Raw genomic sequence first — 22,803 nt, 5'->3', positions numbered from 1 at the left:
CGAGAGGGAAATCGATGAACACTGCCCTGCCCTACCGGCGGAGCCTCCGGACGCTGGTCGCACTCGGCCTCGGCGCCGGTGTGCTCAGCGGCTGCTCGAGCGACTCCGAACCGGCCGCCTCCGGCGGGAGTGGTGACTGCTCCTCCCTCGAGGGGGAGACCATCACCATCGTCGTCCCCTACGAGCCCGGTGGCGGCTACGACTCCTACACCCGGCTCGTCGCGCCCTACATCGAGGAGGAGATCGGGGCCACGATCGCCGTGCAGAACCAGCCCGGCGCCGGGGGACTGCTGGCCCTCAACAGCCTGCTCGCCGAGGACGCCGACGGCACGACGCTCGCGATCATGAACGGCGTCGGCGCCGGCGGCTCGTCGATCGCCGGCGCGGAGGGCGCCAACTTCTCCCTCGACGACTTCACCTACATCGGCCGCGTGGCCAGTGACCCGTCGCTGCTCGTCACGAGCGCGACCGGGCCGTACCAGACGTTCGAGGACGTCGTGGCCGCGGACGAGTTCCGCTGGGGCTCCACCGGTCCGGGCGCCGAGGACTACGTCACCTCCTCCCTGATCAGCGCAGTCTTCGACATCCCCGGTGAGGTCGTGACCGGGTTCCCGGGCTCGGGTGAGACGGAGCTGGCGGTCGTCCAGGGCTCGATCGACGGGATGTCGGGCAACCTCACCAGCCGGCGCGGCGCGGTCGAGGACGACACCCAGACCCCGGTGCTCGTCGTGGGTGAGGAGCGGCCGGACTGGCTGCCCGAGGACGTCCCGACCGTCGCGGAGCTGGAGACGACCGAGGAGCAGTCCGAACTGCTCGACGCACACCTGGCGCTCATCGAGCTCGGCCGTCCCTTCGTCGGCCCGCCCGGGATGGACGAGGCCGCGATGTCCTGCCTGCGCACCGCGATGGCCGCAGCGATGGAGAACCCGGAGCTGGTGACGGAGTCCCAGGAGCAGGAGCGCGAGCTGGCATTCCTGCCGGGCGACGAGCTCGAGGGCCTCGTGCAGGACCTCATGGACGCGCCGCCGGCCTACAGCGAGCTGCTGGCCACCCTGTACTGAGCAGTGCCTGTGCGGCCGCTGTGCCGTCCATGAACCTGCCCCGGCCCACCGCATCCCGGTGTGCCGGGGCAGCCTGCCTGCGTCCGGAGGAGGGCACGTGGAACCGCAGTACGAGCGGCACTGCTGGGACGACGTCATCGGCGACGACGAGCGGCTGGTGATGACCCGTTACCGGCCGCGACCACCCGGCCGCAGGCCGGCGCTGCTGCTCATCGACTGCTACCGCAAGGTCTTCGGCGACCGGCCGCAGCCGCTCGCCGAGGCGATCGAGAAGTTCCCCTCGTCCTGCGGGCTGGCCGGATGGGCGGCGCTGCCGCACCTGGAGGAGTTGCTGACGCGGGCACGGGCGGCTGGCGTGCCGGTGTTGCACACGACGGGGGACGCCCGAGTGGGCGTTCCGGGCGGCGGCGTGACCCAGCGGGCCCCGGTGCCGGGGCACGACGACGCGGCGGGACTGGAGTTCGTCGAGCCCCTGCGTCCCCGCGAGGGCGAGATCGTGGTGCGGAAAAGCTGTGCGAGTGCCTTCTTCGGCACGCCGCTGGCCACCTGGCTGCGCGATCTGGACGTCGACACGCTCGTGGTGGCGGGGGAGACGACCAGCGGCTGCGTGCGGGCGACCACGGTGGACGCCTGCTCCGCCGGCTACCGGGTGGTGGTGGTGGAGGAGGCGACGTTCGACCGCAGCCCGCTGTCGCACAAGATGAGCCTGTTCGACCTGAGCCTCAAGTACGCCTCGGTCGTGCACACCGACCGCGCGCTCCAGGTGCTGGACGCCGGACCGGGCTGACGGGCCCGGCGCCCCGACGGGCGAGGGGTCAGCGGGTGGCGACGAACTCGCGCAGCGCCGCACGCCGCGCCGACGTGCCCGCAGCGCCGTCGTAGGCCCGCGCCGATGCGAACGAGCGACCGACGACCGCGGCTGTGCCGGCTGCTGCGGCGCGCATCCTCGTGAGGAAGGACCAGTCCGGCACCCCGATGAGGCCGGCTACGGAGGACTGGGCCCCGGTGGTGCTCGTCACGTGTACTGCTCCTTCTGCGCCCTGACCATTACCTGGCCTAATGGTAGGACAGCAAATTGCGCACATGGGTCGATGAATGCGTGAGTGCGGTCACGCGTCCATCTACTTCATCGCATGGGTCACACAATGGCGCGAGAACTGCCGAGGAATTGTGGCGCAGGCCTCAGGAGGCGCCGGTGACCCGCGTCAGGACCTGCTCGGCGTCGACCGGGGACCCCTTGTCGGTCCAGGCCACGAACTGGTCGGGCCGGACGAGGATCAGCCGCTGCCCGTAGTCGGCCGTCTCGCCGGCCGGCGCGTCGCGGATGACCGTCAGCGGGACGCCCCGGGACCGGGCGGCCTCCTCGAAGTCGCTGACCGTGGAGTCGTCCGCGTCCAGGGCCAGGAGGGTGAAACCAGCACCGAGCTCCTCGAAGACCGGGCGACCGGAGCTCAGGCGGCGCGGCGGCAGGTGGTGTCCCGTGCGGGCGGTGAAGGTGTGCTCGCCGTGGGCGCTGCTGACGGCTCCGGGCGGGCCGAAGACCACGGGAGAGCCCTCGTAGTGGGGCTCGAAGCTCCGCAGCCGGCGGCCGAAGCCGCGCGCGGCCTCCTCGAAGGCGCGGGCGAACTCCTCCGGGTCGTCCTCGGGGCGGTACTTCTCCAGCATGGCCCGGTCGTCCCGGATCCAGCCGCCGATGATGTCTTCGCCGACGTCCCGGAAGACCGGCTGCCGCTCCAGGCTGTAGGAGTCCAGGAGCGCGTCGCCGCCCCATCCCTGCAGAGCGGCTGCGAGCTTCCAGCCGAGGTTGGCCGCGTCCTCGAGGCCGTTGTTGAGTCCGAAGCCGCCGTAGGGCGGGTGGGTGTGCGCCGCGTCCCCGGCGATGAACGCCCGCTCCGCGCGGTAGCGGTGGGCCACCTGGACGCGGAGATCCCAGAAGCCGACGTGGTCGATCTCCAGGGGGAAGGGGAATCCGGCCGCCCGGTGCAGCAGCTCGACGATCTCCGGACCGTCGGCGGTGGTGCCGGGGGCGACCGGGGCGTGGAAGAAGAACTCCGCCCCGACGTCGACCCGGCCGAAGAACATCCAGTACCCCTTGAGGTCCGGGTGCATCACGCGGTAGGTCGACCGGTCGGGGAACCGGCTCAGCGCCTCGTGCAGCTCCGGCGAGCGGAACACGACCAGCGCGACGAGCTCGTCCCAGTCGGTGCCGCTGCGCTCGATGTCGGCCTGCTCCCGGACGACGGAGTGCCCGCCGTCGCAGCCGACCACGTAGGCCGCCTCCAGGACCTCGTGCCGACCGTCGCGCACGACGGTCACCCGGACGCCGGTGTCGTCCTGCTCGAGCTCGGTCGCCTTCCAGCCCAGCCGCAGCTCGACCCCGGGCACCTCCGCGAGCTTGCGGCGCAGGACCTCCTCGGTGCGGTACTGGGGCAGGCGCTCGTTGGCCTGGGCGTAGTAGTCCTGCACCAGCTCGCGCGCCGGCGGAGCGCTCCAGAACTCGCCGAGGAGGTTGTCGTAGACGGTGACCTGCCCGATGGGGTGCCCCTCGGGCATGGTGCGTGCCGCGCGCAGCTGGTCCGCGACGCCCCAGCGCGCCGCGTGCTCCATCGTGCGCTGCGACAGCCCCTGCCCCTTGGGGATGCTGGACAGCTCGGTGCGCCGCTCGACGACGACGCAGCGGATGCCGCGCAGCCCGAGGTCGAGCGCGAGGCCCACCCCGACCGGGCCGCCGCCGACGATGATCACCTGGGGTCGCTCGGTCATGCCGTCCTCCGTCGTGGCGGTGCGATGGGCGAATGATTAGACCACGAGCCTGAAGGCGAGTCGACGCGCGCGGACGCGGTCCGCCGAGCGGCTCGGAAGTCCGGGGTAGGGCCACGGAGGGTCTGCAACCGGGACGCCGGCCGGTGGCGCGACGGAGGTCGGGTAGTGGCCTTTGACACACCCCAAGGCTGGTCTTATGGTCCTACCGATCACGGTCGGCGGCTCACGCCGCGCCGTTCCCGGAGAGCACCCCACCGTCGACCAGGGAGGCCCCATGGCCAAGGACGCCATCGTCAACGAGAGTCTTGCGGCGAAGTTCGCCACCGAGAAGGACTCGCCGTACACCCGCTGGGTGGCCGACGAGGGGCTGGACATCATCGCCGCGCACTACGTGCCCGACCTGAAGACGGTCGAGCTCAAGGACTGGGCCCGTCGCGGCGGCAGGGGCGTCTTCATCAACCACGAGGCCAGTCGCACCTCGAACGACTGCTACGTGGCCGAGATCCCGACCGGAGGGCAGCTGGCCCCGCAGCGGCAGCTGTTCGAGGAGATGATCCTCGTCCTCTCGGGCCACGGGTCCACCAAGGTGTGGAACGACTCGGGTGCCGAGGTGACCTTCGAGTGGGGTCCGGGGGCGCTTTTCGCCATTCCGCTCAACGCCAACCACCAGCACTTCAACGGTTCGGGCACCGAGGTCGCGCGCTTCGTCTCCTCGACGAACGCGCCGGGGATCATCAACCTCTACGACGACATCGACTTCGTCTTCGGCACCGCCCACGACTTCCCCAAGCGCTTCAACGGCGAGCCGGACTACTTCGCGCCCAAGGGGGAGCAGAAGGGCCTGCTGCTCGACACCAACTTCGTGGCCGACTCGATCAACCTGCCGCTGATCGAGGCCAAGGAGCGCGGTGCCGGCGGTGGGCACATCCGCTTCAACATGGCCAAGGGCTCGATGAACAGCCACATCTCGCAGTTCCCGACCGCGACGTACAAGAAGGGTCACCGCCACGGCCCCGGCGCCCACGTCATCATCCTGTCGGGCGAGGGCTACAGCCTCATGTGGCCGGAGGGCGAGGAGCCCCGGCGCTACGAGTGGCAGGCCGGAAGCATGATCGTCCCGCCGAACATGTGGTACCACCAGCACTTCAACACCGGCACGGAGCCGGCCCGCTACCTCGCCTTCAAGCACGAGGTGGTGTCCATCCGCAACGCCCAGGGTGTGCCGAAGGCCTGGATCAGCCAGCGCATCGGTGGCGACCAGATCGACTACGCCGACGAGTCGTCGTACGTGCGGGAGACCTTCAAGGAGGCGCTGGCCAAGCACGGGCTGGAGCCGAAGATGGAGGCCGCGTACGAGCAGGAGAAGGAGAATCTTCCGCCCAGGTCTGCGGCCTGATCCCTCCCCTGTCCCGCCTCGACGTGCGGTCCGCCCTCCGTAGGCGGGCCGCACGTCGGCGTCTACACCCCCCCACCGGAGCGCCACGTGACGCACACCCACCCCGCCGAGCCGGTCTACGGCCGCGAGCACGCCGAGCCGAGGACGGTGTACTCGCCGCACACGCCCGATCACGACCACGACCACGACGACGCCGAGCTGCCGCTCGAGGACAACCCGATCTGGCAGCAGGACAACGTCACGCTGCACAGCGTGGGCATGGACATCGGCTCCTCCGGCACCCAGGTCGTCTTCTCGCGGCTGCACCTGCGGCGCATCGGCGAGGACCTGACCAGCCGCTACATCGTCGTCCGGCGCGACACCGTGTACCGCTCCCCCGTGGCGCTGACCCCGTACGCGAGCGCCGAGCACATCGACGCCGAGGCGCTGGGCACGATCATCGACCGCGCCTACGGCGAGGCCCGCATCGGTCCGGAGGACATCGACACCGGCGTGGTGATCCTGACCGGGGAGGCGCTCCGCCGCCGCAACGCCGAGGCGATTGCCGGGGTGCTCGCCGAGCGGGGCGGAGAACTGGTCACCGCCACGGCGGGGCATCACATGGAGGCGATGCTGGCCGGCTTCGGCTCCGGGGCGGCGCGCGCGTCGTACGAGACCGGCCGCCGCATCCTCAACGTCGACATCGGGGGCGGCACGACGAAGCTGTCGGTGCTGGACCGCGGCCGGGTGGTGGCCACCGCGGCGATCCACATCGGCGGGCGGCTGCAGGTGGTGGACGAGACAGGGGTGATCGTCCGGCTCGAGCCGGGCGGTCGGGCCCATGCACAGCGCGCCGGCTTCTCCTGGAGCCTGGGCGACGTGGTCGCCGGCGAGGACGTCGAGCGGGTCGCCGAGGGTATGGCCGAGGCGTTGCTGGCCGCGCTCGGGAAGCAGCTCCCTCCGGACGTGGCCGAGCTGTACCTGACCGATCCGCTCCCCGACGTCGGCCCCGTCGACGGGGTGGTGTTCTCCGGTGGTGTGGCCGAGTACGTCTACGGGCGGGAGCGCGCGTCGTTCGGCGACCTCGGCCGCCCGCTGGGCGAGGCGGTCCGACGGCTGGTCGACGCCGGGGCGCTGCCCTGCCCGCTGCTACCCGCCGGCGAGTGCATCCGGGCGACCGCGCTCGGGGCCTCGGAGTACAGCGTCCAGCTCAGCGGCAACACCGGGTGGATCTCCGATCCCGACGCCCTGCTGCCGCGTCGCAACCTGCAGGTGGTGCACCCGGTCCACGAGCTGGAGGAGACCGTGGACGCCGACGCGGTGGCCGCGGCGGTCCGCCGGCACCTCGTGGCCCTCGATGCCGCGGCCGCCGACCAGGACGTCGTCCTCGCCATGTCGTGGTCCGGTCTGCCGAGCTACGACCGGGTGGCCGCCTTCGCGCGCGGGGTGCGTGACGGGCTGGCGGAACGCATCGCCGCCGGCCGCCCCGTGTACGTCGTGCTGGACGGGGACGTCGCGATGACCGTAGGCCGGTTGCTCCAACACGAGCTCGGCGTGACCGTCGACGTGCTGGTCGTGGACGGCCTCGCCCTGCGGGACTTCGACTACGTCGACATCGGTCGGTTGCGCTACCCGTCCCGGACGGTCCCGGTCACGATCAAGTCGCTGGTCTTCGGGGACGAGCCGGGGCAGTGACCGCCCCTCCGGCTCACCCCCGGTCGGCCGGCTCCATCCCGCGCACCCGCTCGGCCGTGCGGAGCAGGTGGGTGCGCATCAGGTCCGTCGCGCCGTCCGCGTCGCGGGCGGCGATCGCCTCCACCAGGGCGCGGTGCTCCTCGACGCCCTGACGGCCGTGCAGCGGTGCCACCTCGCGGGCTCGCTCGAGCGAGTGCACCAGCGGATCGTGCAGCGACTCCACGAGCATGGCGACCGCGCGGTTGTGCGTCGCCACGGCGAACCGGGTGTGCCACTCGGCGGAGAGCTCGAGCGGGTAGTCGTCGTTCTCCAGGGCGGCGCTGCTGCGGTCGCAGATCTCCCGGAGTGCGGCGACGTCCTCGTCGGTCGCCCGCTCGCACACCAGCGCGACGATGCCCAGTTCGAACACCATGCGGGCCTCGGTGACCTCGACCGCGGTCAGCGTGGCCAGCGAGATGAGGTCGGCGATCCCGGCTCCCACCAGACGGCTGCTCGGGGCGGTCACGAACGCACCTCCTCGGGCGCCGACGCGGATCTCGACCAGACCGTTGGCCTCCAGCACCCGGAGCGCCTCCCGCACGGTGACCCGGCTGACGCCGAACCGCTCGCACAGCTCGCGCTCCGAGGGCAGTCGGTCACCGGCAATCAGCTGCCCCTGCCGGATGAGCATGCGGATCTGGTCCACGATGACCTCGGAAATGCGGCCCACGCTCACACGGCTGAGCAGGTCCCCCTTGCCGACCGCGGAGCTCTCAGAGGTTGCTGCCACGGTTGGTCCCGACGTCGTCACCCCCGCATCGTAGGCGACCCTTACCGGCCAGGAGCCCGAACGAGACCGGGCCGTCACGCTCCCGGGTGGCTCCGCGGCCGCCTCGTCACCGCTGCGGCAGCGACCTGACGTACCGGCCGCCCGGCACGAGAGGCCTCGCCCGGTCGTCAAGCAGGTAGTGCAGCGGCTCGGCGATCGGGACCTCCAGTTCCGGCACCCGGTCGGGTCCCACCCCGTCCAGGACGGCGATCAGCGCCCGCAGGGAATTGCTGTGCGCGACCACCAGGACGGTGCGGCCGACTCGGAGGTCGGGCGCCAGGACGTCCTCCCAGCAGGGCCGCAGGCGGGCGGCGACGTCGGCGAGGCTCTCCCCGGGGCGCACGACGCCCCCGATCCGGACCGGCGGGGGAGCCACGTCCCACGAGCGGCGCCACCGCCGGTACTGCTCCGCGCCGTGGCGGGCGAGGACCTCGGAGCGCGGGAGCCCCTCGAGGGCCCCGTAGCTGCGCTCGTCGAGGCGGCAATCCTGCGTGGGGGTGCAGGGGCGCCCCGCGGCCGCGAGGGCCAGCGCAGCCGTGCGGACCGCACGCGTCAGGGTCGAGCTGTACACCCGGTCCGGGAGCAGGCCCGCCTCGCGCAGGGTCGGTCCGCACCGCCGGGCCTGCTCCTCGCCGCGGGGCGTGAGGTCGACGTCGACCTGGCCGGTGAAGACGTCCCGCGCGTTCCAGGCGCTCTCGCCGTGGCGCAGGAGGACGAGGCTGGGCATGTCGTGACCCTAGACACAATGTGGTCTAATGGACATACCAATGCCCGGAGGCCCGCAGTCGGCCCAGGTACTACGGAAGGTGCGCCGTGCCGAAGGTGGTCTACGTCGGGGGCTCGGGTCAAGAGCATGCGGTGGACGGAGCCGTCGGGGAATCGGTGATGGCCACGGCCGTCAAGAACGGCGTCCCCGGCATCATCGGTGAATGCGGGGGGAACGCCTCCTGCGCGACGTGCCACGTGTGGGTCCGAGCGGAGTTCGCCGAGCTCGTCGGCGAGCCGGACGATCTGGAGCAGGACCTCCTGGAGATGGCGGTCTCCGAGCCGCGCGACAGCAGCCGGCTGAGTTGTCAGATCCCCCTCTCGCCCGAGCTGGACGGTCTGACCGTCGACGTGCCGCCCCAGCAGCCGTAACCGTCAGTTGACGGCCCCCCATCGAGGTAAGACATTCAGCCCACCACGCGGCTGGGACAGGAGAGACCCGTGCTTCGCCAGGACATCAACGAGCTGCTGACCAGGACCGGCCCAGGAACGGCCATGGGTGAGCTGTTCCGCCAGTACTGGATGCCCGCCTGTCTGGCTGAGGAGCTGCCGGAGGACGGCTGCCCGCCGATCCGGCTCAAGCTGCTCTCCGAGCGCCTGGTCGCCTTCCGCGACAGCTACGGCAACTACGGTCTCATCGACGAGTTCTGCGCACACCGCGGCGCGTCCCTCTGGTTCGGGCGGAACGAGGATGGCGGCCTGCGTTGCCCGTACCACGGCTGGAAGTACGACACCACGGGCCAGTGCGTCGAGGTCCCCTCCGAGGCCGACAACTCCAGCTTCGCCGAGAACGTGAAGCTGACCTCGTACCCGCTGGTGAAGATCGGTGACGTCCTCTGGACGTACATGGGCGACCCGGCGACCCAGCCGCCCCTGCCGGAGTTCGAGTTCGCGCTCACCCCGCCGGAGCACCACTACACCTCCAAGCGCTGGCAGCAGAGCAACTGGCTGCAGGCCTTCGAAGGCGGCATCGATTCCAGCCACGTGACGTTCCTGCACTCCGGTGGCCTGAGGAGCGACCCGTTGTTCAAGGGCGCAAAGGGCAACCAGTACAACCTCAACGACACGAAGCCGTTCTTCGAGGTGGCCGACAGCGACGGTGGCCTCTTCGTCGGAGCCCGGCGCAATGCCGAGGAGGGGTCGTACTACTGGCGGATCACGCCGTGGGTTATGCCGTCGTTCACGATGGTCCCCCCGCGCGGTGACCACCCGATCCACGGGCACTTCTGGATCCCGATCGACGACGAGAACTGCTGGGCGTACAGCTTCGACTACCACCCCATGCGGCCCCTCACCGAGGCGGAGCGGCAGGCCATGGTCGACGGCCACGGCGTGCACAGCAAGAACATCCCGGGCACCTACCGGCCCGAGGCGAACATGGACAACGACTACCTGATGAACCGCGAGAAGCAGCGGACCGGGGAGTGGTACTCCGGGGTCGAGGGCATCGCGATCCAGGACTCCTCGCTGCAGGAGAGCATGGGCCCGATCGTCGACCGCACCAAGGAGCGCCTGGTCCCGGCCGACAGCGGCATCATCAAGGCCCGCCAGAAGCTGTACCGGGCGGCCACCGCGCTGCGCGACAAGGGCGTGACCCCGCCCGGGGTCGACCCGGCGCACCACCACGTCCGGTCGGCCGCCGTCGTGCTCCCGCAGAAGGAGGCGTTTCTCGCCGCCGCCCGCGACGACGTCCGCGTCCGCCCCGGCTTCCCGATCTCCTCGGTGTGACCGTGGCGGTCCAGACGCAGACACTGAGCAGCTGCGCCCGTGCGGCCACGGCCCAGGAGGCGCGCTACCGGATCGACCGGCCCATCGCCCCGTCGCGGGCGGGGCGGGTCGTCGCCCTGGACGAGGGTGCGGCGGACGTGCTGAGCCGGACGGCGCAGCACGACTGGGCCAACGCGCGCTTCTACGTGTGCGAGGCAGGCGCCGGCGCCGCCGGGGACGTCGTCCTGCGCGGCATCGACGGCGGTCCGGCGACCCTCGCCGACGAGCTGGCCAGCGCGTCGGTGGTCGTCATGGTCGCCACGAACGACTCCGGCGTGGGGGGCGCCTACGCACTCGGCAAGGCCTGCTGGGAGCGCGGGATCCAGACCGCGGGCCTGGTGCTCGGGGACGGCACGCACGCCGGGACGGCGGCCGCGGCGGCCGTGGCCGCGCTGCGGCCGCACGCGCGGGTGCTGCTTCCCTCGGCCGACGAGGCCGACGTCGTCGACCTGCTGAGCGCGCTCCGTGTCTGAGCGCGTGGGGCTGCGCGACCTGCAGCGGATGAAGGACGACGGGCGCAAGATCGTCGGCGTCGTGGCGTGGGACTACCAGGTCGCCCGGATCGTGGACCGCGCCGGCGTCGACCTGGTCTCCGTGGGCGACACCGTGGGCGTGAACCTCTGGGGTCACTCGAACCCGTTCGAGGTGACGATGGAGGAGATGCTGGTCGTCGCCAAGGCCGTGCGCCGGGGAGTCTCCCGGGCACTGGTCAGCGTCGACTTCCCGTTCGGCCCGTTGCAGGAGGGCGCCGACGCGGCGGTCCGTGCGGCCATCCGGTTCGTCAAGGAGGCCGGCGTCGACATGGTCAAGCTCGACGCTGCCTCGGACTACCCGGAGGCGGTCGAGGCGGTGAACCGCGCAGGGATCCCGGTGTTCGCGCAGTTCGGCATCACGCCGCAGACGGCGCTGCGGTACGGCGTCGAGTACAAGTCCGTGCCGTCGGCGGCCGATGCGGTGCCGGCGGAGCTGCTCGACGACATGGTCGCCGAGGCCCGGCGGCTGGAGGACGCGGGCGCCGCCCTGCTGAACTTCACCAACTCCGGCCCGGTGGTCGGTGCCGCGGTGGCCGATGCCGTCTCCATCCCGGTCGTCGGGGGCTTCGGTGGCGGTCCGTGGCTCGACGGCCGCATGCGGATGGTCAACGCGGCCATCGGTTACGCGGCGTCGGCCCTCGACGGGGCACGCGACACCTACGTCAACGTCGCCCAGCTCACGCTGGAGGCGATGACGACGTACGCCGACGACGTCCGTTCCGCCCGCCAGCTGCCCGGGGGCATCCCGGTCCCGTCAGCGACCTGACCCGACCGACTCCGAGAGGACACCCACTGTGCCCACCGCCGTCATCGACGGAATCCAGACGCGCTACGAGGTGACCGGCTCCGGGCCGGCTCTGCTGATGTTCTCCCCCGGGGGCTTCGACTCCACACTGGAGAGCTGGCGGACGGTGGGCGTGTACCGGCGCCTCGCGCTGCTGGACCACCTGAGCACCCGCTACACGTGCATCACTTTCGACCGGCGGGAGTCGGGCCACTCGGGTGGACGGCTGCAGCGGATCCGCTGGGAGGACTACGTCGCGCAGGCCGTGGGGCTCCTCGACCACCTCGGTGTCGCCTCGGCCCATCTCATGGGGGGCTGCGTGGGCTGCTCCACGGCGGCAGCGGTCGCCGTCGCCTCCCCGGAGCGGGTCGCGAGCATGGTGCTGTACTCCCCGGCCGGCGGCGTGAAGTACCGGATGAAGCAGCACGCGCGCTTCGGCCGGCACCTGTCGTTCGTGGAGGAGCGGGGCCTGGACGCCGTGGTCGAGCTCGTGCGCGACACCGAGCTCGGCTTCACGAAGGATCCCCGGGTGGGTCCCTGGAACAGCGTCGTCCGGACCGACCCGGAGTTCGCCGGCGCGTACGCGCGAACCGACCCCGAGCGCTACGCCGTGCTGGTCAGCGGGACGGCACGGTTGATGTTCGACCGTGACACCGTCCCCGGCGCGGAGCCCGAGGACCTGCTCGAGCTGGCCACCCCGACGCTGATCGTGCCGGGGCAGGACGACTCGCACGCGCCGTCGGCGGCCCGCTACCTGCAGGAGTGCCTGCCGCACGCCGACTACTGGGACGCTCCCGTGGCGGAGCAGACCGAGGACACCGCGCCCGCGCGCATCCTCTCCTTCCTGGACTCCGTCCAGCTACCGGCCGGCTGACCGCCTTCCCGCACCGCAGCCGGTCCCGCCGGACCGGCCCCCTCGACGAAGGAGTCGCACATGATGGCAACGATCAGGAGCTCGCGACGGCCGATCGGCCGCGTGACCGTGGCGCTGGCGCTCGCCGGCGCGCTCGCCGCCTGCGGGTCCCAAGGTGACTCCGGCGCCTCGGCCTCCGGAGAGGCCGAGCAGGTGTTCGACGGGGAGGACGTGGACCTGGTCGTCCCTTACGAGCCCGGTGGGGGCTACGACGCCTACGCCCGGGCCATGGCCCCCTACCTCGAGGAGTGCACCGGGGCCCGGCTCGTCGTCCGCAACGAGCCCGGCGCCGGCGGCCTCGTCGCCACGAACAAGACGGCGGCGGCCCCGGCCTCGGAGAACCGGCTGCAGATCGTGAACACGGTCGGGCTGGTGTCCGCTCAGATCGCGGGTGCCGAGGGCGCCAACTTCGACCTCAACGACCTCAACTGGATCGGCCGGGTCTCGGCACCGCCGAACGTGGTGGTCGTGTCCCCGGACAGCCCCTTCCAGACCTGGCAGGACATCGTCGAGTCCGGGCAGACGGTGCGTTTCGTCGCCCAGGGTCCCGGCGCCAACGACTACATCGCGCCCAACATCCTCGGCGAGGCCTACGGGTTCCCGTTCGAGATCATCACCGGCTTCGCCGGGTCCACCGAGGCCCGTCAGTCGGTGGTCGCGGGCAACGCCGACGCCCACGCCCTGCCGGTGGACAGCCAGCTGGGGGCCATCGAGTCCGGCGACGTCCGTCCCGTGGTGACCGTGGACGAGGAGCCGGACCCGCTGCTGCCCGACACCCCGGCCATCAGCGGGACCGAGGCGCTCGACGCCGAGGCGCAGGCCATCGTGGACAGCCTCATCGCGATGGGCGAGACGGGGCGCTCGCTGATCGTGTCGCCGCAGATGGAGGACCCGCAGGTGGAGGCGCTGCGCGAGGGCTTCCAGTGCGCGGTGGAGAACGAGGAGCTGCTCGCCGAACTGGAGAGCCAGCAGCGGCCGCTCGACCCGCTGAACGGCGAGGAGGCCGCGGACCTGGTCCGCGAGGTGCTCGAGTCGCCGGAGGAGTTCCAGCGGCTGGTCACCGCCAGCTACTGATCCACGAGGACCGGGTCCTGACGTCCGGCGCCCCGCGGTGACCCCGCGGGGCGCCGTCCGTGGGTGCCGGTGCCCCGGACGTGCCGCGTCCCGAGTCCGGTCGAGCCGTAGCCCGGACCGGGTCGCGGGCTCCCGGCCCGTTCAGGAGGGGGTCGTCCGGATCCCGGGCTCGACGGCCTGGTCGGGTGCAGGAGGCTCGTCGGACCGCGGGCGCAGGCGGCGCAGCGTGGGCAGCAGTGCCAGGGCCGCGACGGCGGGGGCCACGCCACTGAGGAACAGACCCGCCCGTGCGCTGAACTGCTCGCAGATCCAACCGAGCAGCGGCCCGCCGATCGGCGTGCTGCCCAGGAAGACGGTGGCGTGCAGCGCCATGACGCGGCCCTGCATGCTGGCGTCGACGCCGAGCTGCAGCAGGACCCGCGCAAGGGTGTTGAAGCAGATGTTGGTGACGCCCAGGCCGACGAGCAGTCCCAGGGCGATCGCGAGGCCGGGCGCTCCGGCCAGCAGCATGCTGGCGCCGGAGAAACCGCCGGTCCACAGCAGCAACGACCAGGTGCTGACCCGCTCCCGTGCCGCGCTGCCCAGGGCACCGATCACGGCCCCCGCGCCGAGAGCGGAGGTCAGCCACCCGTAGGTCTCCGCGCCGCCGCCGAGGACATCCCGGGCGAAGACCGGCAGGACCACCCGGAAGTTCTGGCCGAACAGGGCGACGACGGTGACGAGCAGCATGCAGGCACGCAGGTCGGGGCGGCGCCAGACGTAGCGCAGAGCCTCCATCGCCTGGCCTCTGCGGCGCGGGGCGGGTTCGCGGCGGTGCAGGCGGTCGGGGTCGATGCGCCAGAGGCTCGCCAGCACCCCCACGAACGAGGCGGCGTTGACGGCGAAGGCGAGCCCGCTGCCGGCCCAGGCGATGAGGAGCCCTGCCGCGGCGGGGCCCAGGAGGCGCCCCAGGTTGTGGATCGTGGAGTTGAGCGACTGCGCGTTGACGTAGTCCTCGGGGCCGACCATCTCGGTGATGAAGGCCTGGCGCGCCGGTCCGTCGAGGACTGTGACCAGGCCCAGGCCGAAGGCGAGCCCGAACACCATCCACAGTTGGACGGCCCCGGTGAGGGTGAGAACCGCGAGGACGGCGGCCAGGACCGCGCTGACGGCCTGGGTGCCCATGATCGTGCGGCGCCGGTCCAGGCGGTCGACGAGCACGCCGCCCCACACGCCGAGCAGCAGGGTCGGCACCGCCTGCAGGGCGGTGGCCACGCCTACGGCTACCGCGGAGTCGGACAGCTCGAGCACGAGCCAGTCCTGCGCCACTCGCTGCATCCAGGTGCCGGTCACGCTGACGGCGTGACCGGTGAAGAAGGTTCGGTAGTTCGGCACCCGCAGGGACCGGAACGCGCGCTCGCGCCACGGTCGGGGGGGTTCGGCAGCTGGAGGCGCCCGACGACGTCGGAGGGGGGGCCATCGCATGTGCCACCCCCTTGACGACTGGTCTGAAGGTATTACCTTATGCGAGACGTGACGGCGACCACGTGGCTGCCCCGTTCGAAGGAGACCGAGAGTGGCCGATGCAGCAGCAGTCGCCGTCATCGGGTTGGGCGCCATGGGCGCCCCTGTCGCGCGCCACCTCCTGACCGCGGGGGTCCCCGTCCAGGTCTTCGATCTCGACGGTGGTGCGGTCCGTCGCGCCGCAGCGCTCGGCGCCCGACCGGTCGCGTCGCTGCCCGACGCGGCTCGGGGCGCCGGTCTGGTGTTGATCTTCGTCCCCTCCGACGCGGACGTGCGGAATGTCTGCCTCGGTGCTGACGGGTTGCTCGCCGGATGTCGCGAGGGGGCGGTGGTGCTGCTCTGCTCCTCCGTGCGCCCCCAGACCTGCCAGGCGATCGCCGACGCCGCGCCACCGGGGGTCGGCGTGCTCGATGCCGCCTTGACCGGCGGTGTGCGGGGGGCCGAGGCGGGCGAGGTGAACCTCCTGGTCGGCGGCGACGCCGAAATCCTCGCCAAGATCCGGCCGCTGATCGAACCCTGGACCAAGGCGGTGCACCATCTCGGTCCGCTCGGGGCGGGGCAGGTCGGCAAGACGGCGAACAACCTCGTGCACTGGGCGCAGATCTCGGCGATCACCGAGGCGCTCGAGCTGGCGCGCCGGGGCGGCGTGTCGGTGCCGGTTCTGCGCGCCGCCCTGCAGGACGGCCCGACCGATTCACGCACGCTGCGAGAGCTCGAGCAGATGCGGTTGACCTGGCATGCCAAGGATCTCGCCAACACCGCCGACCTGGCCGAGCGCGTCGGCATGGACGTCCCGGTGGCGTCCACGGCGCGCGAGGTCATGGCCCGCACGACGGTCGATGACGTCGCCCGGCTACTCGCGGACGGCCCGCTGCGATCGGACGACGGGTAACAGTCCGATAACGGTTGGGCAAATGGTTAGACCAAATTGCCTTGTGTCTGTTGACTGCATCACACCCGCGAGAGGTCCTGGGGCAGCCCGGGACGGCACCAGGATCTGCCCCGTTCACGGGCCCACCGGCCCCGTCCTCGATGGAGAGGCGCATGCGGAACCGCCCCTTGGAGCTGGTCGCGACAGCCCGGGAGACCGGCCCGGTGGCCCGGTGGCCCGGCGGGCCGGTCCGGACCGACACGGCGGAGCTGACCGACGGCTCCGCCGGGCAGCCCGACGACCACCGCTTCGGCTCCGGGTCGGTGCCGCAGCTCTGAAGGACGTCGTGGCCCACGGCCGGGCGCGACTGGTCGACCGTCCCACCCCCGAACGCCCCCCCCGAACTCCCTCGAGAAAGTGAGCGCAACCATGCGGAAGCCCCGCACTCTCACCAGCACCGCTCTGGCGGCCGGCGCGGTCATGGTCCTCGCCGCCTGTGGCGGCAACCCGACCTCGTCGTCTGAGGGGTCGAACGGCGACGCCGCCTCCGGCCCGACCGGGGCCGAGCAGCTGTACGAGGAGGTCGGCGAACTGTCCGGCCAGGAGCGTCGCGACCGGCTGGTCGAGCTCGCTGCCGAGGAGGACGGCCTCAACCTCTACACGTCGATGAACGCCGACATGGTCGACGCCGTCACCGAGGCCTTCACCGAGGCCTTCGACATCGACGTGAGCACCTACCGTGCCGGGTCCGAGACCGTGCTGCAGCGGATCCTGCAGGAGCAGGACGCCGGGTTCGCCGGCAACGACGTGGTGGAGACCAACGCCACCGAGCTGATGGCCCTCCAGCAGGAGGACGTCATGGCGCAGTGCGCCTCGCCGGAGCGGATCGCGGAGGTGCCCGAGGCAGGCGTCTACGACGACTGGGTGGCGACGCGGTTCAACCTCTTCGCCCCGAGCTGGAACGTCAACATCATCAACGACCCGCCGAAGGTGTGGGAGGACCTCGCCGACCCCAAGTACGACGGTCAGCTGGCCCTCGAGCTCGGGGACTACGACTGGTACATGGCCCTGACCAACTACTGGCTCGAGGAAGGCAAGAGCCAGGAGGAGGTCGACCAGCTCTGGGCCGACATCGTCGACGGCGCCAAGGTCGTCAAGGGCCACACGGTCATGGCCGAGTTGATGAGCGCCGGGCAGTACGGCCTCGCCTCGTCGAACTACACCTACATCGTCGAGGCGGCCATGGCCGACGGGGCGCCGCTGGAGACCCAGCCCTACATCAATCCGATCATCGCCCGGCCCAACGGTGGCAGCTGCATGAAGACCGCGCAGAACCCCGCCACGGCCATGCTCTTCATGGACTGGCTGCTCGAGGAGGGCCAGGCGGTCCTCGCGGACCAGGCGGCCACCCCCTCCACCGTCCAGATCGAGTCCGAGCTCATCCCGGTCGACGGGCAGCTGCTGCTCGACGAGGGCTCCGAGTGGAGCCAGCGCTACGACGACCTGCTCTCCGGCGTCGAGACCATCGGCGGCTGATCCCGCCGGGGCGGCGTCACGCATCCGCGTGGCGCCGCCCCGCATCACCGCCCCGGGCCGGTCAGGCCGAGCCCCTACCTTTTCGGACCACACAGACGAAGGAGTGATCCCCCGGGATGACCGCCAACCTGGCCGATCCGGCGGTGACGCCGGAGGAATTGACCCGGCCCAGCGACGGCCCGCCGGAGCGCAGTAAGGCTCGGTGGCGGGGGCCACTGACGCCGAAGATGTTCATCGTCGCCGGGGTGGCCGCCGCGATCGGCTACCTGGCGCTCGTCCCTCTCGGCTATCTCGTCTGGGGCACCTTCTTCGACGCGGAGGGTCTGGACCTCGGGAGCTTCGAGCGCGCCTACGGCGACGGGCGGATGGGCGAGCTGTGGGGCAATTCGCTCGCCTTCGCCGGCGGCTCGGCGCTGCTGTCGATCACGGTCGGCACGACGCTGGCCTACCTGAACGTGCGGACGGCGGTCCCCTTCAAGGCCCTGTTCTTCGCTGCGTCGATCGTGCCGCTGGTCATCCCCGGCATCCTGTACACGGTTTCCTGGATCTTCCTCGCCAGCCCGGAGATCGGGCTGCTGAACGCCTTCTTCGAGCCCATCCTCGGCGGCGCCCCGTTCAACATCTTCACCATCTGGGGGATGATCTGGGTCGAGGGGCTGCACTCCTCGCCGATCGTCTTTCTGCTGATGGTGGCGGCGTTCAGGTCGATGGACCCCTCCCTCGAGGAGTCCGCGCTGATGTCGGGGGCCACGCGCCTCCAGGCCCTGCGGAAGGTGACGCTGCCGCTGGTGCGGCCGGCGCTCCTGTCCTCGGTCCTGGTCATCCTGATCACCAGCCTCGAGTCCTTCGAGGTCCCGGCGCTGCTCGGGCTGCAGAACGGTATCTACGTCTTCACCAGCCGCATCTACTTCGTGCTGCGCAGCTATCCGCAGGACCTCGGCGCAGCCGGCGCGCTCGCGGTGAGCCTCCTGGCTGTCGCCGTCATCGGTGTCGCCGTCAGCCGCCTGCTGGCCGGGAAGGGCAGCAAGACCTACCAGACGGTCACCGGCAAGGGTTTCCGACCGCGGCCGATGGACCTGGGCAAGTGGAAGCCGGTCGTCGGTGTCGGCATCCTGTTCTACTTCTTCGTCACGGTGCTCGGCCCGCTGCTGGTGCTGCTCTACGCCGCCCTGCTGCCGTACTACCAGGCGCCGTCGTGGGAGGCGTTGTCCTCCTTCACCCTGGACAACTTCGTTCAGGTGGTCGAGATGGACTCGGCCGCGCGAGCACTGAGGAACAGTCTGATCCTCGGCCTCAGCGCCGCGACGATCGTCATGGCCCTGATGGCGGTCGCGTCCTGGATCTCCATCCGCTCCACCATCCCCGGGCGAGGCATCGTCGAGCAGTTGAGCTTCGTGCCGCTGGTCATCCCCGGCATCGTGCTGGGTCTGTCCATCTCGTTCGTCTACCTGCGCTTCCCGCTGCCGATCTACGGGACGCTCCTGATCCTGCTGATCGCCTACTGCACCAAGTACATGCCGTACGGCATGCGCTACGCGACCACCTCGATGACGCAGATCTCCTCGGAGCTCGAGGAGTCGGCGATGGTCAGCGGCGCCAGCTGGTGGACCACGTTCCGGCGGGTGCTGCTGCCCCTGCTGTCGCCGGGCATCACGGCCGGCTTCATCTACATCCTGGTCGTCAGCTTCCGCGAGCTGTCGAGCTCGATCCTGCTGTACAGCCCGGGTAACGAGGTGCTCTCGATCCTGATCTGGGAGCAGTTCGAGAACGGGTCGTTCAACGTCCTGGCCGCCATCGGCGTCCTCATGGTGGTGGCCCTGATGGTGATGGTCACGATCGCCTACAAGCTCGGCGCCAAGGTGGGTCTCCGTGAGGACTGAGCCGACCGCCGGTACTCGTCCGGACAGCCACCCCCACCCGAATCCACTGCACGTGCTCCGAGTCGGAAAGGACTCCTGAATCCCATGCTGAGGATCCACAACCTCATCAAGTCCTTCGCCGGCGAGAAGTCCCGCGGCAAGAAGAAGGACGAGGCCGGGCACAGCGCGGTCTTCGCCGTGAACGACGTCAGCTTCGAGGTCAAGGAGGGTGAGCTGTTCACCCTGCTGGGCCCGTCGGGCTGCGGGAAGACCACCACGCTGCGTTCGATCGCAGGCCTGGAGAAGCCGGACAGCGGCACCATCGCCGTCGGTGACCGGGTGATGTTCTCCTCCACCGGCAGCGGGCGCTCGGTCAACCTGCCGGCCAACCAGCGCGGTCTGGGCATGGTCTTCCAGTCCTACGCGATCTGGCCGCACATGACCGTGTTCGACAACGTGGCCTTCCCGCTGCAGGTGCGTCCCCGCGGCCAGCGCCCGGCGAAGAAGGAGATCTCCGAGCGGGTCGAGCGCGTACTGGCGACCATGCAGCTCTCCGAGCAGTCCGGCCGGCAGGCGACGAAGCTCTCCGGCGGTCAGCAGCAGCGCCTGGCCCTCGCCCGGGCCCTGGTGATCGAGCCCCCGCTGCTGCTCCTCGACGAGCCGCTGTCCAACCTGGACGCCAAGCTCCGGGAGTCGCTGCGCTACGAGCTCAAGCGGCTGCAGCGAGAGCTGGGGATCACCTCGGTCTACGTGACGCACGACCAGGTGGAGGCCCTGGCCCTCTCCACGCAGATCGCGGTCATGGAGCGGGGTGCGGTCGTGCAGCTGGGCAAGCCGCGCGAGGTTTACGAGCAGCCGGCCAACAAGTTCGTCGCCGAGTTCATCGGCACGTCGAACTTCATCCCGGGGACGGTCGCATCCCAGCAGGCCGGCCGGCACTGCGTGGAGACCTCGAACGGCACCCTGTTCCTCGAGTCGGCCCACCACATGCCGGTCGGCTCGGAGGTCGTGGTGTCGATCCGTCCGGAGGCGGTCGAGCTCAGCACCGTCAGCCGGGGCGAGCAGGCTGCCAACGAGTGGACCGGCGAAGTCGTCGCCCGCGCCTTCCTGGGCGACGCCGTCGACCACGTCGTCTCTGTGGGGCAGCACGAGGTGCGCGCCCGGGTGAACCCGTCGGTGTCCATCGAGTCGGGTACGCCGGTGTACCTGCAGCTGGACCCGTCGAAGATCTCCCTCGTCCCGGTCAACTGAGTGCCCCTTCCGACCGTCTTCGCCAACCGCGACTTCAGGCTCTACTGGTCGGGAGTCGTCCTCAGCCAGATCGGCACCCGGGGCACCGTCGCGGCGAACTACTTCCACGTCTACGCGCTGACCGACTCCATCGCCTACACGGGGTTGGTCGGCGCGGGGCAGGCGGTCGCGCTGATCCTGCTCAGCCCGCTCGGCGGGGCGCTGGCGGACCGGTACGACCGACGGCGGCTGCTGCAGGCGGCGCAGGCGGTGGCGCTGGTCGTGGCGCTGGCGCTCACCGTGGTGACCTTCTCCGGGGCGGTGCAGGCCTGGCACGTGGTCGTGAGCGTGCTGTTCACGACGGCCGCGGCGACGTTCGACCAGCCGGCCCGGCAGGCGCTCATCCCGGCACTCGTGGGCCGCAAGCACATCGGCGAGGCGATCGCGCTGCTCAACCCCTCCCGGGAGGTGGCGGTGCTGCTCGGTCCGCTGCTGGCCGGGGTGCTCATCGCGGTCGGGGGCCCGGGCCTCATGTACCTGGTCGACGTGGTCACCTACGCGGTGCTGGTGGTGGTGCTCGCCTTCATCAGGACGCCCCGGCTGGTCAGCGACCAGGCGCCGCCGGTGTCGATCGTCGCCAGCATCGCGGAGGGGGCGCGCTACGTCGTCCGCCGGCGGCTCATCACCAGTCTCATGGCGCTGGACCTGTCGGCGACGGTGCTGTCGGCGTACCGGGTGCTCCTGCCGGCGATCGCGACCGACGTCCTCGCCGTCGGTGCCACCGGGTACGGGGTGCTCTCCAGCGCTCCGTCCGCCGGTGCGCTCCTGGCCACCTACACGATCTTCCGGGTGGTCAAGGACTCGCGGCGGCAGGGTCGGATCCTGCTGGGCTCGACCTTCCTGTACGGGATCGCGGCGATGGGCCTGGCGCAGTCACCGGTCGTCTGGCTGGCCGTGGGGGCGGCGCTGCTCCTCGGTGCGTTCGACGCGATGGCCACGACCATCCGGCACGCGGCCGTGCAGATCGACACCCCGGACGAGATCCGGGGGCGGGTCACGGCGTTCTACCAGATGTCCTCCCGCGGTGGCCCGGCCATCGGGGACGTCGCCATGGGCGCCTTCGCCGGGGCTGTCGGCCCGGTGCTCGCGCTGACCCTGGGGGGCATCGGCCCGATGCTCGTGGCGGCGGCATTCTGGTCGCGGGCCAACGTGGTGCGCGACTACCGGGGCGCCGCCGAGGACGCCGACGAGCCGGTGGAGCCGGTGGTGCCTTCCGACGCGCGCCCGGTCTCGGGGGAGACCCGGAGGGGCTGACCGGCACGCACGGGTGGCTGCCCGACGTCGTCGTCGTGTTCAACCCGGCACCGACCTCTGGGTCGGAGGCCGACCACCGGCCCTGGGTGGGTCCGCGGGGGTTGTGGTGCGCAAGACCACACCGTGATCAAACCCACGCACCCCAGCGGAGGAGGTCACAGGCGGATCGACGGAACCGCAGGTGGGAGCGGCTTAGAGTCGAGGTCGTCGCGCCGCCCGCGTCGATGGAGACGTCGGGGCGCCGCACGCGCACGTCGTGCGGGCGAGCCGACTCCAGACCGCGAGGAGATCCGTCATGAACTCTGCCCTGTTCGTCACCGAAGGCGTCAGCACCAACCTCATCGGCAGCGGCGAGCCGCGCCTCCGCCGGTACCGCGGCAGCGACAGCTCCTGGTTCACCCGGGCCGCGGAGTTCGTCCGCCGCCTGCGTCCGGCGTCGGCCCGGGTGCCCGTCCTCTCCCGCTGACCCGTTCGCGGGGTGGGTCGCTCTACAGCAGTGACTCGCCCCGCTCCAGCGCTTCGATCATCGCCACGCGGCGGGCGTGCACGTCGCCCTTAAACGGCGTCGCCAGCCACCTGGCCAGGACCAGCTCCGCCGTGTCAGGGGCGATCACCTTCGCCCCGAGGACCAGCACGTTCGAGTCGTTGTTCCCCCGCGAGATCTCCGCGTGCCACACGTCGGGGCACAGCCCGGCGCGGATGCCCCGCAGCTTGTTGCAGGCGATCACCTCGCCCTGGCCGCTGCCGCCGACGACGACCGCCCGGTCGGCCCGGCCGTCCGTCACGCGTCGGCAGACGTCCTCGCACAGCGGCGGGTAGTCGACGATCTCGTCGCCGGACGCCGGCCCGCGGTCGTCGACCTCGTGGCCGGCAGCCAGCAGGGCCTCGACGAGCCGGGCCTTGAGCGCGACCCCGTTGTGGTCGGCGGTGATGGCGATCCGCACGTCGCCCC

The 22,803-nt window shown here is 71.2% G+C and carries 23 protein-coding genes; 17 read left to right on the top strand and 6 right to left on the bottom strand.

Going from position 1 to position 22,803, the window contains the following annotated elements:
• Positions 1-14: 14 nt before the first annotated feature.
• The gene (locus CRP30_RS04665) at positions 15-1,061 is read left to right on the top strand and encodes a Bug family tripartite tricarboxylate transporter substrate binding protein (protein WP_097182717.1); all 1,047 of its coding nucleotides are present in this window, start codon (positions 15-17) and stop codon (positions 1,059-1,061) included.
• Positions 1,062-1,158: 97 nt separating this feature from the next.
• Positions 1,159-1,848, top strand: a complete 690-nt coding sequence (locus CRP30_RS04660) for an isochorismatase family protein (RefSeq protein ID WP_097182716.1) — start codon at positions 1,159-1,161, stop codon at positions 1,846-1,848.
• A 28-nt stretch (positions 1,849-1,876) separates the two neighbouring features.
• Here CRP30_RS04660 and CRP30_RS04655 read toward each other — a convergent pair whose 3' ends face one another.
• Both CRP30_RS04655 and CRP30_RS04650 read right to left on the bottom strand, forming a co-directional pair.
• On the bottom strand, positions 1,877-2,080 hold the full coding sequence (locus CRP30_RS04655) for a hypothetical protein (protein ID WP_097182715.1): 204 nt from the start codon (positions 2,078-2,080) through the stop codon (positions 1,877-1,879).
• 163 nt (positions 2,081-2,243) lie between these two features.
• Entirely contained in the window at positions 2,244-3,824 is a 1,581-nt protein-coding gene (locus CRP30_RS04650; protein WP_097182714.1) for an FAD-dependent monooxygenase, read from the bottom strand.
• Between the two features lie 274 nt (positions 3,825-4,098).
• On the opposite strand from CRP30_RS04650, the gene CRP30_RS04645 reads away from it, so the two are divergent.
• Together CRP30_RS04645 and CRP30_RS04640 are read left to right on the top strand one after the other, a co-directional pair.
• Positions 4,099-5,220, top strand: a complete 1,122-nt coding sequence (locus CRP30_RS04645) for a cupin domain-containing protein (RefSeq protein ID WP_097182713.1) — start codon at positions 4,099-4,101, stop codon at positions 5,218-5,220.
• An 87-nt stretch (positions 5,221-5,307) separates the two neighbouring features.
• Complete coding sequence (locus CRP30_RS04640) at positions 5,308-6,894, top strand: ethanolamine ammonia-lyase reactivating factor EutA (protein WP_097182712.1); 1,587 nt, start codon at positions 5,308-5,310, stop codon at positions 6,892-6,894.
• Positions 6,895-6,907: 13 nt separating this feature from the next.
• Here the strand turns inward: CRP30_RS04640 and CRP30_RS04635 are convergent, their stop codons facing one another.
• A complete protein-coding gene (locus CRP30_RS04635) occupies positions 6,908-7,663 on the bottom strand; it encodes a FadR/GntR family transcriptional regulator (protein ID WP_200814536.1) in 756 nt (251 codons plus the stop codon).
• 106 nt (positions 7,664-7,769) lie between these two features.
• Entirely contained in the window at positions 7,770-8,429 is a 660-nt protein-coding gene (locus CRP30_RS04630; protein WP_097182711.1) for a 2,3-bisphosphoglycerate-dependent phosphoglycerate mutase, read from the bottom strand.
• A gap of 86 nt (positions 8,430-8,515) precedes the next feature.
• Here CRP30_RS04630 and CRP30_RS04625 point away from each other — a divergent pair, with 86 nt between their 5' ends.
• The 6 genes from CRP30_RS04625 to CRP30_RS04600 all read left to right on the top strand — a co-directional run bounded on the left by CRP30_RS04625 (position 8,516) and on the right by CRP30_RS04600 (position 13,538).
• Complete coding sequence (locus CRP30_RS04625; RefSeq protein ID WP_097182710.1) at positions 8,516-8,839, top strand: 2Fe-2S iron-sulfur cluster-binding protein; 324 nt, start codon at positions 8,516-8,518, stop codon at positions 8,837-8,839.
• Between the two features lie 69 nt (positions 8,840-8,908).
• Entirely contained in the window at positions 8,909-10,195 is a 1,287-nt protein-coding gene (locus CRP30_RS04620; RefSeq protein ID WP_097182709.1) for an aromatic ring-hydroxylating dioxygenase subunit alpha, read from the top strand.
• A 2-nt stretch (positions 10,196-10,197) separates the two neighbouring features.
• Entirely contained in the window at positions 10,198-10,707 is a 510-nt protein-coding gene (locus CRP30_RS04615; protein WP_097183141.1) for a 3-methyl-2-oxobutanoate hydroxymethyltransferase, read from the top strand.
• The gene (locus CRP30_RS04610) at positions 10,700-11,533 is read left to right on the top strand and encodes a 3-methyl-2-oxobutanoate hydroxymethyltransferase (protein ID WP_097182708.1); all 834 of its coding nucleotides are present in this window, start codon (positions 10,700-10,702) and stop codon (positions 11,531-11,533) included. Before CRP30_RS04615 ends, CRP30_RS04610 begins: the two co-directional genes overlap by 8 nt.
• A gap of 28 nt (positions 11,534-11,561) precedes the next feature.
• A complete protein-coding gene (locus CRP30_RS04605) occupies positions 11,562-12,425 on the top strand; it encodes an alpha/beta fold hydrolase (protein ID WP_200814534.1) in 864 nt (287 codons plus the stop codon).
• A gap of 63 nt (positions 12,426-12,488) precedes the next feature.
• Entirely contained in the window at positions 12,489-13,538 is a 1,050-nt protein-coding gene (locus CRP30_RS04600) for a tripartite tricarboxylate transporter substrate-binding protein (protein WP_159961540.1), read from the top strand.
• Positions 13,539-13,679: 141 nt separating this feature from the next.
• Here the strand turns inward: CRP30_RS04600 and CRP30_RS04595 are convergent, their stop codons facing one another.
• Entirely contained in the window at positions 13,680-15,002 is a 1,323-nt protein-coding gene (locus CRP30_RS04595; protein WP_097182706.1) for an MFS transporter, read from the bottom strand.
• Between the two features lie 91 nt (positions 15,003-15,093).
• On the opposite strand from CRP30_RS04595, the gene CRP30_RS04590 reads away from it, so the two are divergent.
• The 7 genes from CRP30_RS04590 to CRP30_RS22435 all read left to right on the top strand — a co-directional run bounded on the left by CRP30_RS04590 (position 15,094) and on the right by CRP30_RS22435 (position 22,317).
• Positions 15,094-15,933 (top strand): NAD(P)-dependent oxidoreductase, encoded by an 840-nt coding sequence (locus tag CRP30_RS04590; RefSeq protein WP_097182705.1) that lies wholly within the window; start codon positions 15,094-15,096, stop codon positions 15,931-15,933.
• 152 nt (positions 15,934-16,085) lie between these two features.
• Positions 16,086-16,250: a hypothetical protein gene (locus tag CRP30_RS22440; protein WP_159961537.1), complete on the top strand. Its 165-nt coding sequence runs from the start codon at positions 16,086-16,088 to the stop codon at positions 16,248-16,250.
• A 91-nt stretch (positions 16,251-16,341) separates the two neighbouring features.
• On the top strand, positions 16,342-17,448 hold the full coding sequence (locus tag CRP30_RS04585; RefSeq protein WP_097182704.1) for an ABC transporter substrate-binding protein: 1,107 nt from the start codon (positions 16,342-16,344) through the stop codon (positions 17,446-17,448).
• Positions 17,449-17,564: 116 nt separating this feature from the next.
• On the top strand, positions 17,565-19,328 hold the full coding sequence (locus CRP30_RS04580) for an ABC transporter permease (protein WP_097182703.1): 1,764 nt from the start codon (positions 17,565-17,567) through the stop codon (positions 19,326-19,328).
• A gap of 84 nt (positions 19,329-19,412) precedes the next feature.
• Entirely contained in the window at positions 19,413-20,558 is a 1,146-nt protein-coding gene (locus CRP30_RS04575; RefSeq protein ID WP_097182702.1) for an ABC transporter ATP-binding protein, read from the top strand.
• Positions 20,559-21,851, top strand: coding sequence for an MFS transporter (locus CRP30_RS04570; protein WP_097182701.1), 1,293 nt, complete (start codon positions 20,559-20,561; stop codon positions 21,849-21,851).
• Positions 21,852-22,146: 295 nt separating this feature from the next.
• Positions 22,147-22,317 (top strand): hypothetical protein, encoded by a 171-nt coding sequence (locus CRP30_RS22435; RefSeq protein WP_159961534.1) that lies wholly within the window; start codon positions 22,147-22,149, stop codon positions 22,315-22,317.
• Between the two features lie 22 nt (positions 22,318-22,339).
• Here CRP30_RS22435 and CRP30_RS04565 read toward each other — a convergent pair whose 3' ends face one another.
• Complete coding sequence (locus CRP30_RS04565; protein ID WP_200814532.1) at positions 22,340-22,795, bottom strand: RpiB/LacA/LacB family sugar-phosphate isomerase; 456 nt, start codon at positions 22,793-22,795, stop codon at positions 22,340-22,342.
• Between the last annotated feature and the right edge of the window lie 8 nt (positions 22,796-22,803).

The sequence above is a fragment of the Blastococcus haudaquaticus genome (assembly GCF_900230285.1).
GTDB classification, from domain to species: Bacteria; Actinomycetota; Actinomycetes; order Mycobacteriales; family Geodermatophilaceae; genus Blastococcus_B; species Blastococcus_B haudaquaticus.
The sequence above is the reverse complement of the archived record's forward strand: the minus strand, read 5'-3'. Positions and strand labels throughout refer to the sequence as shown.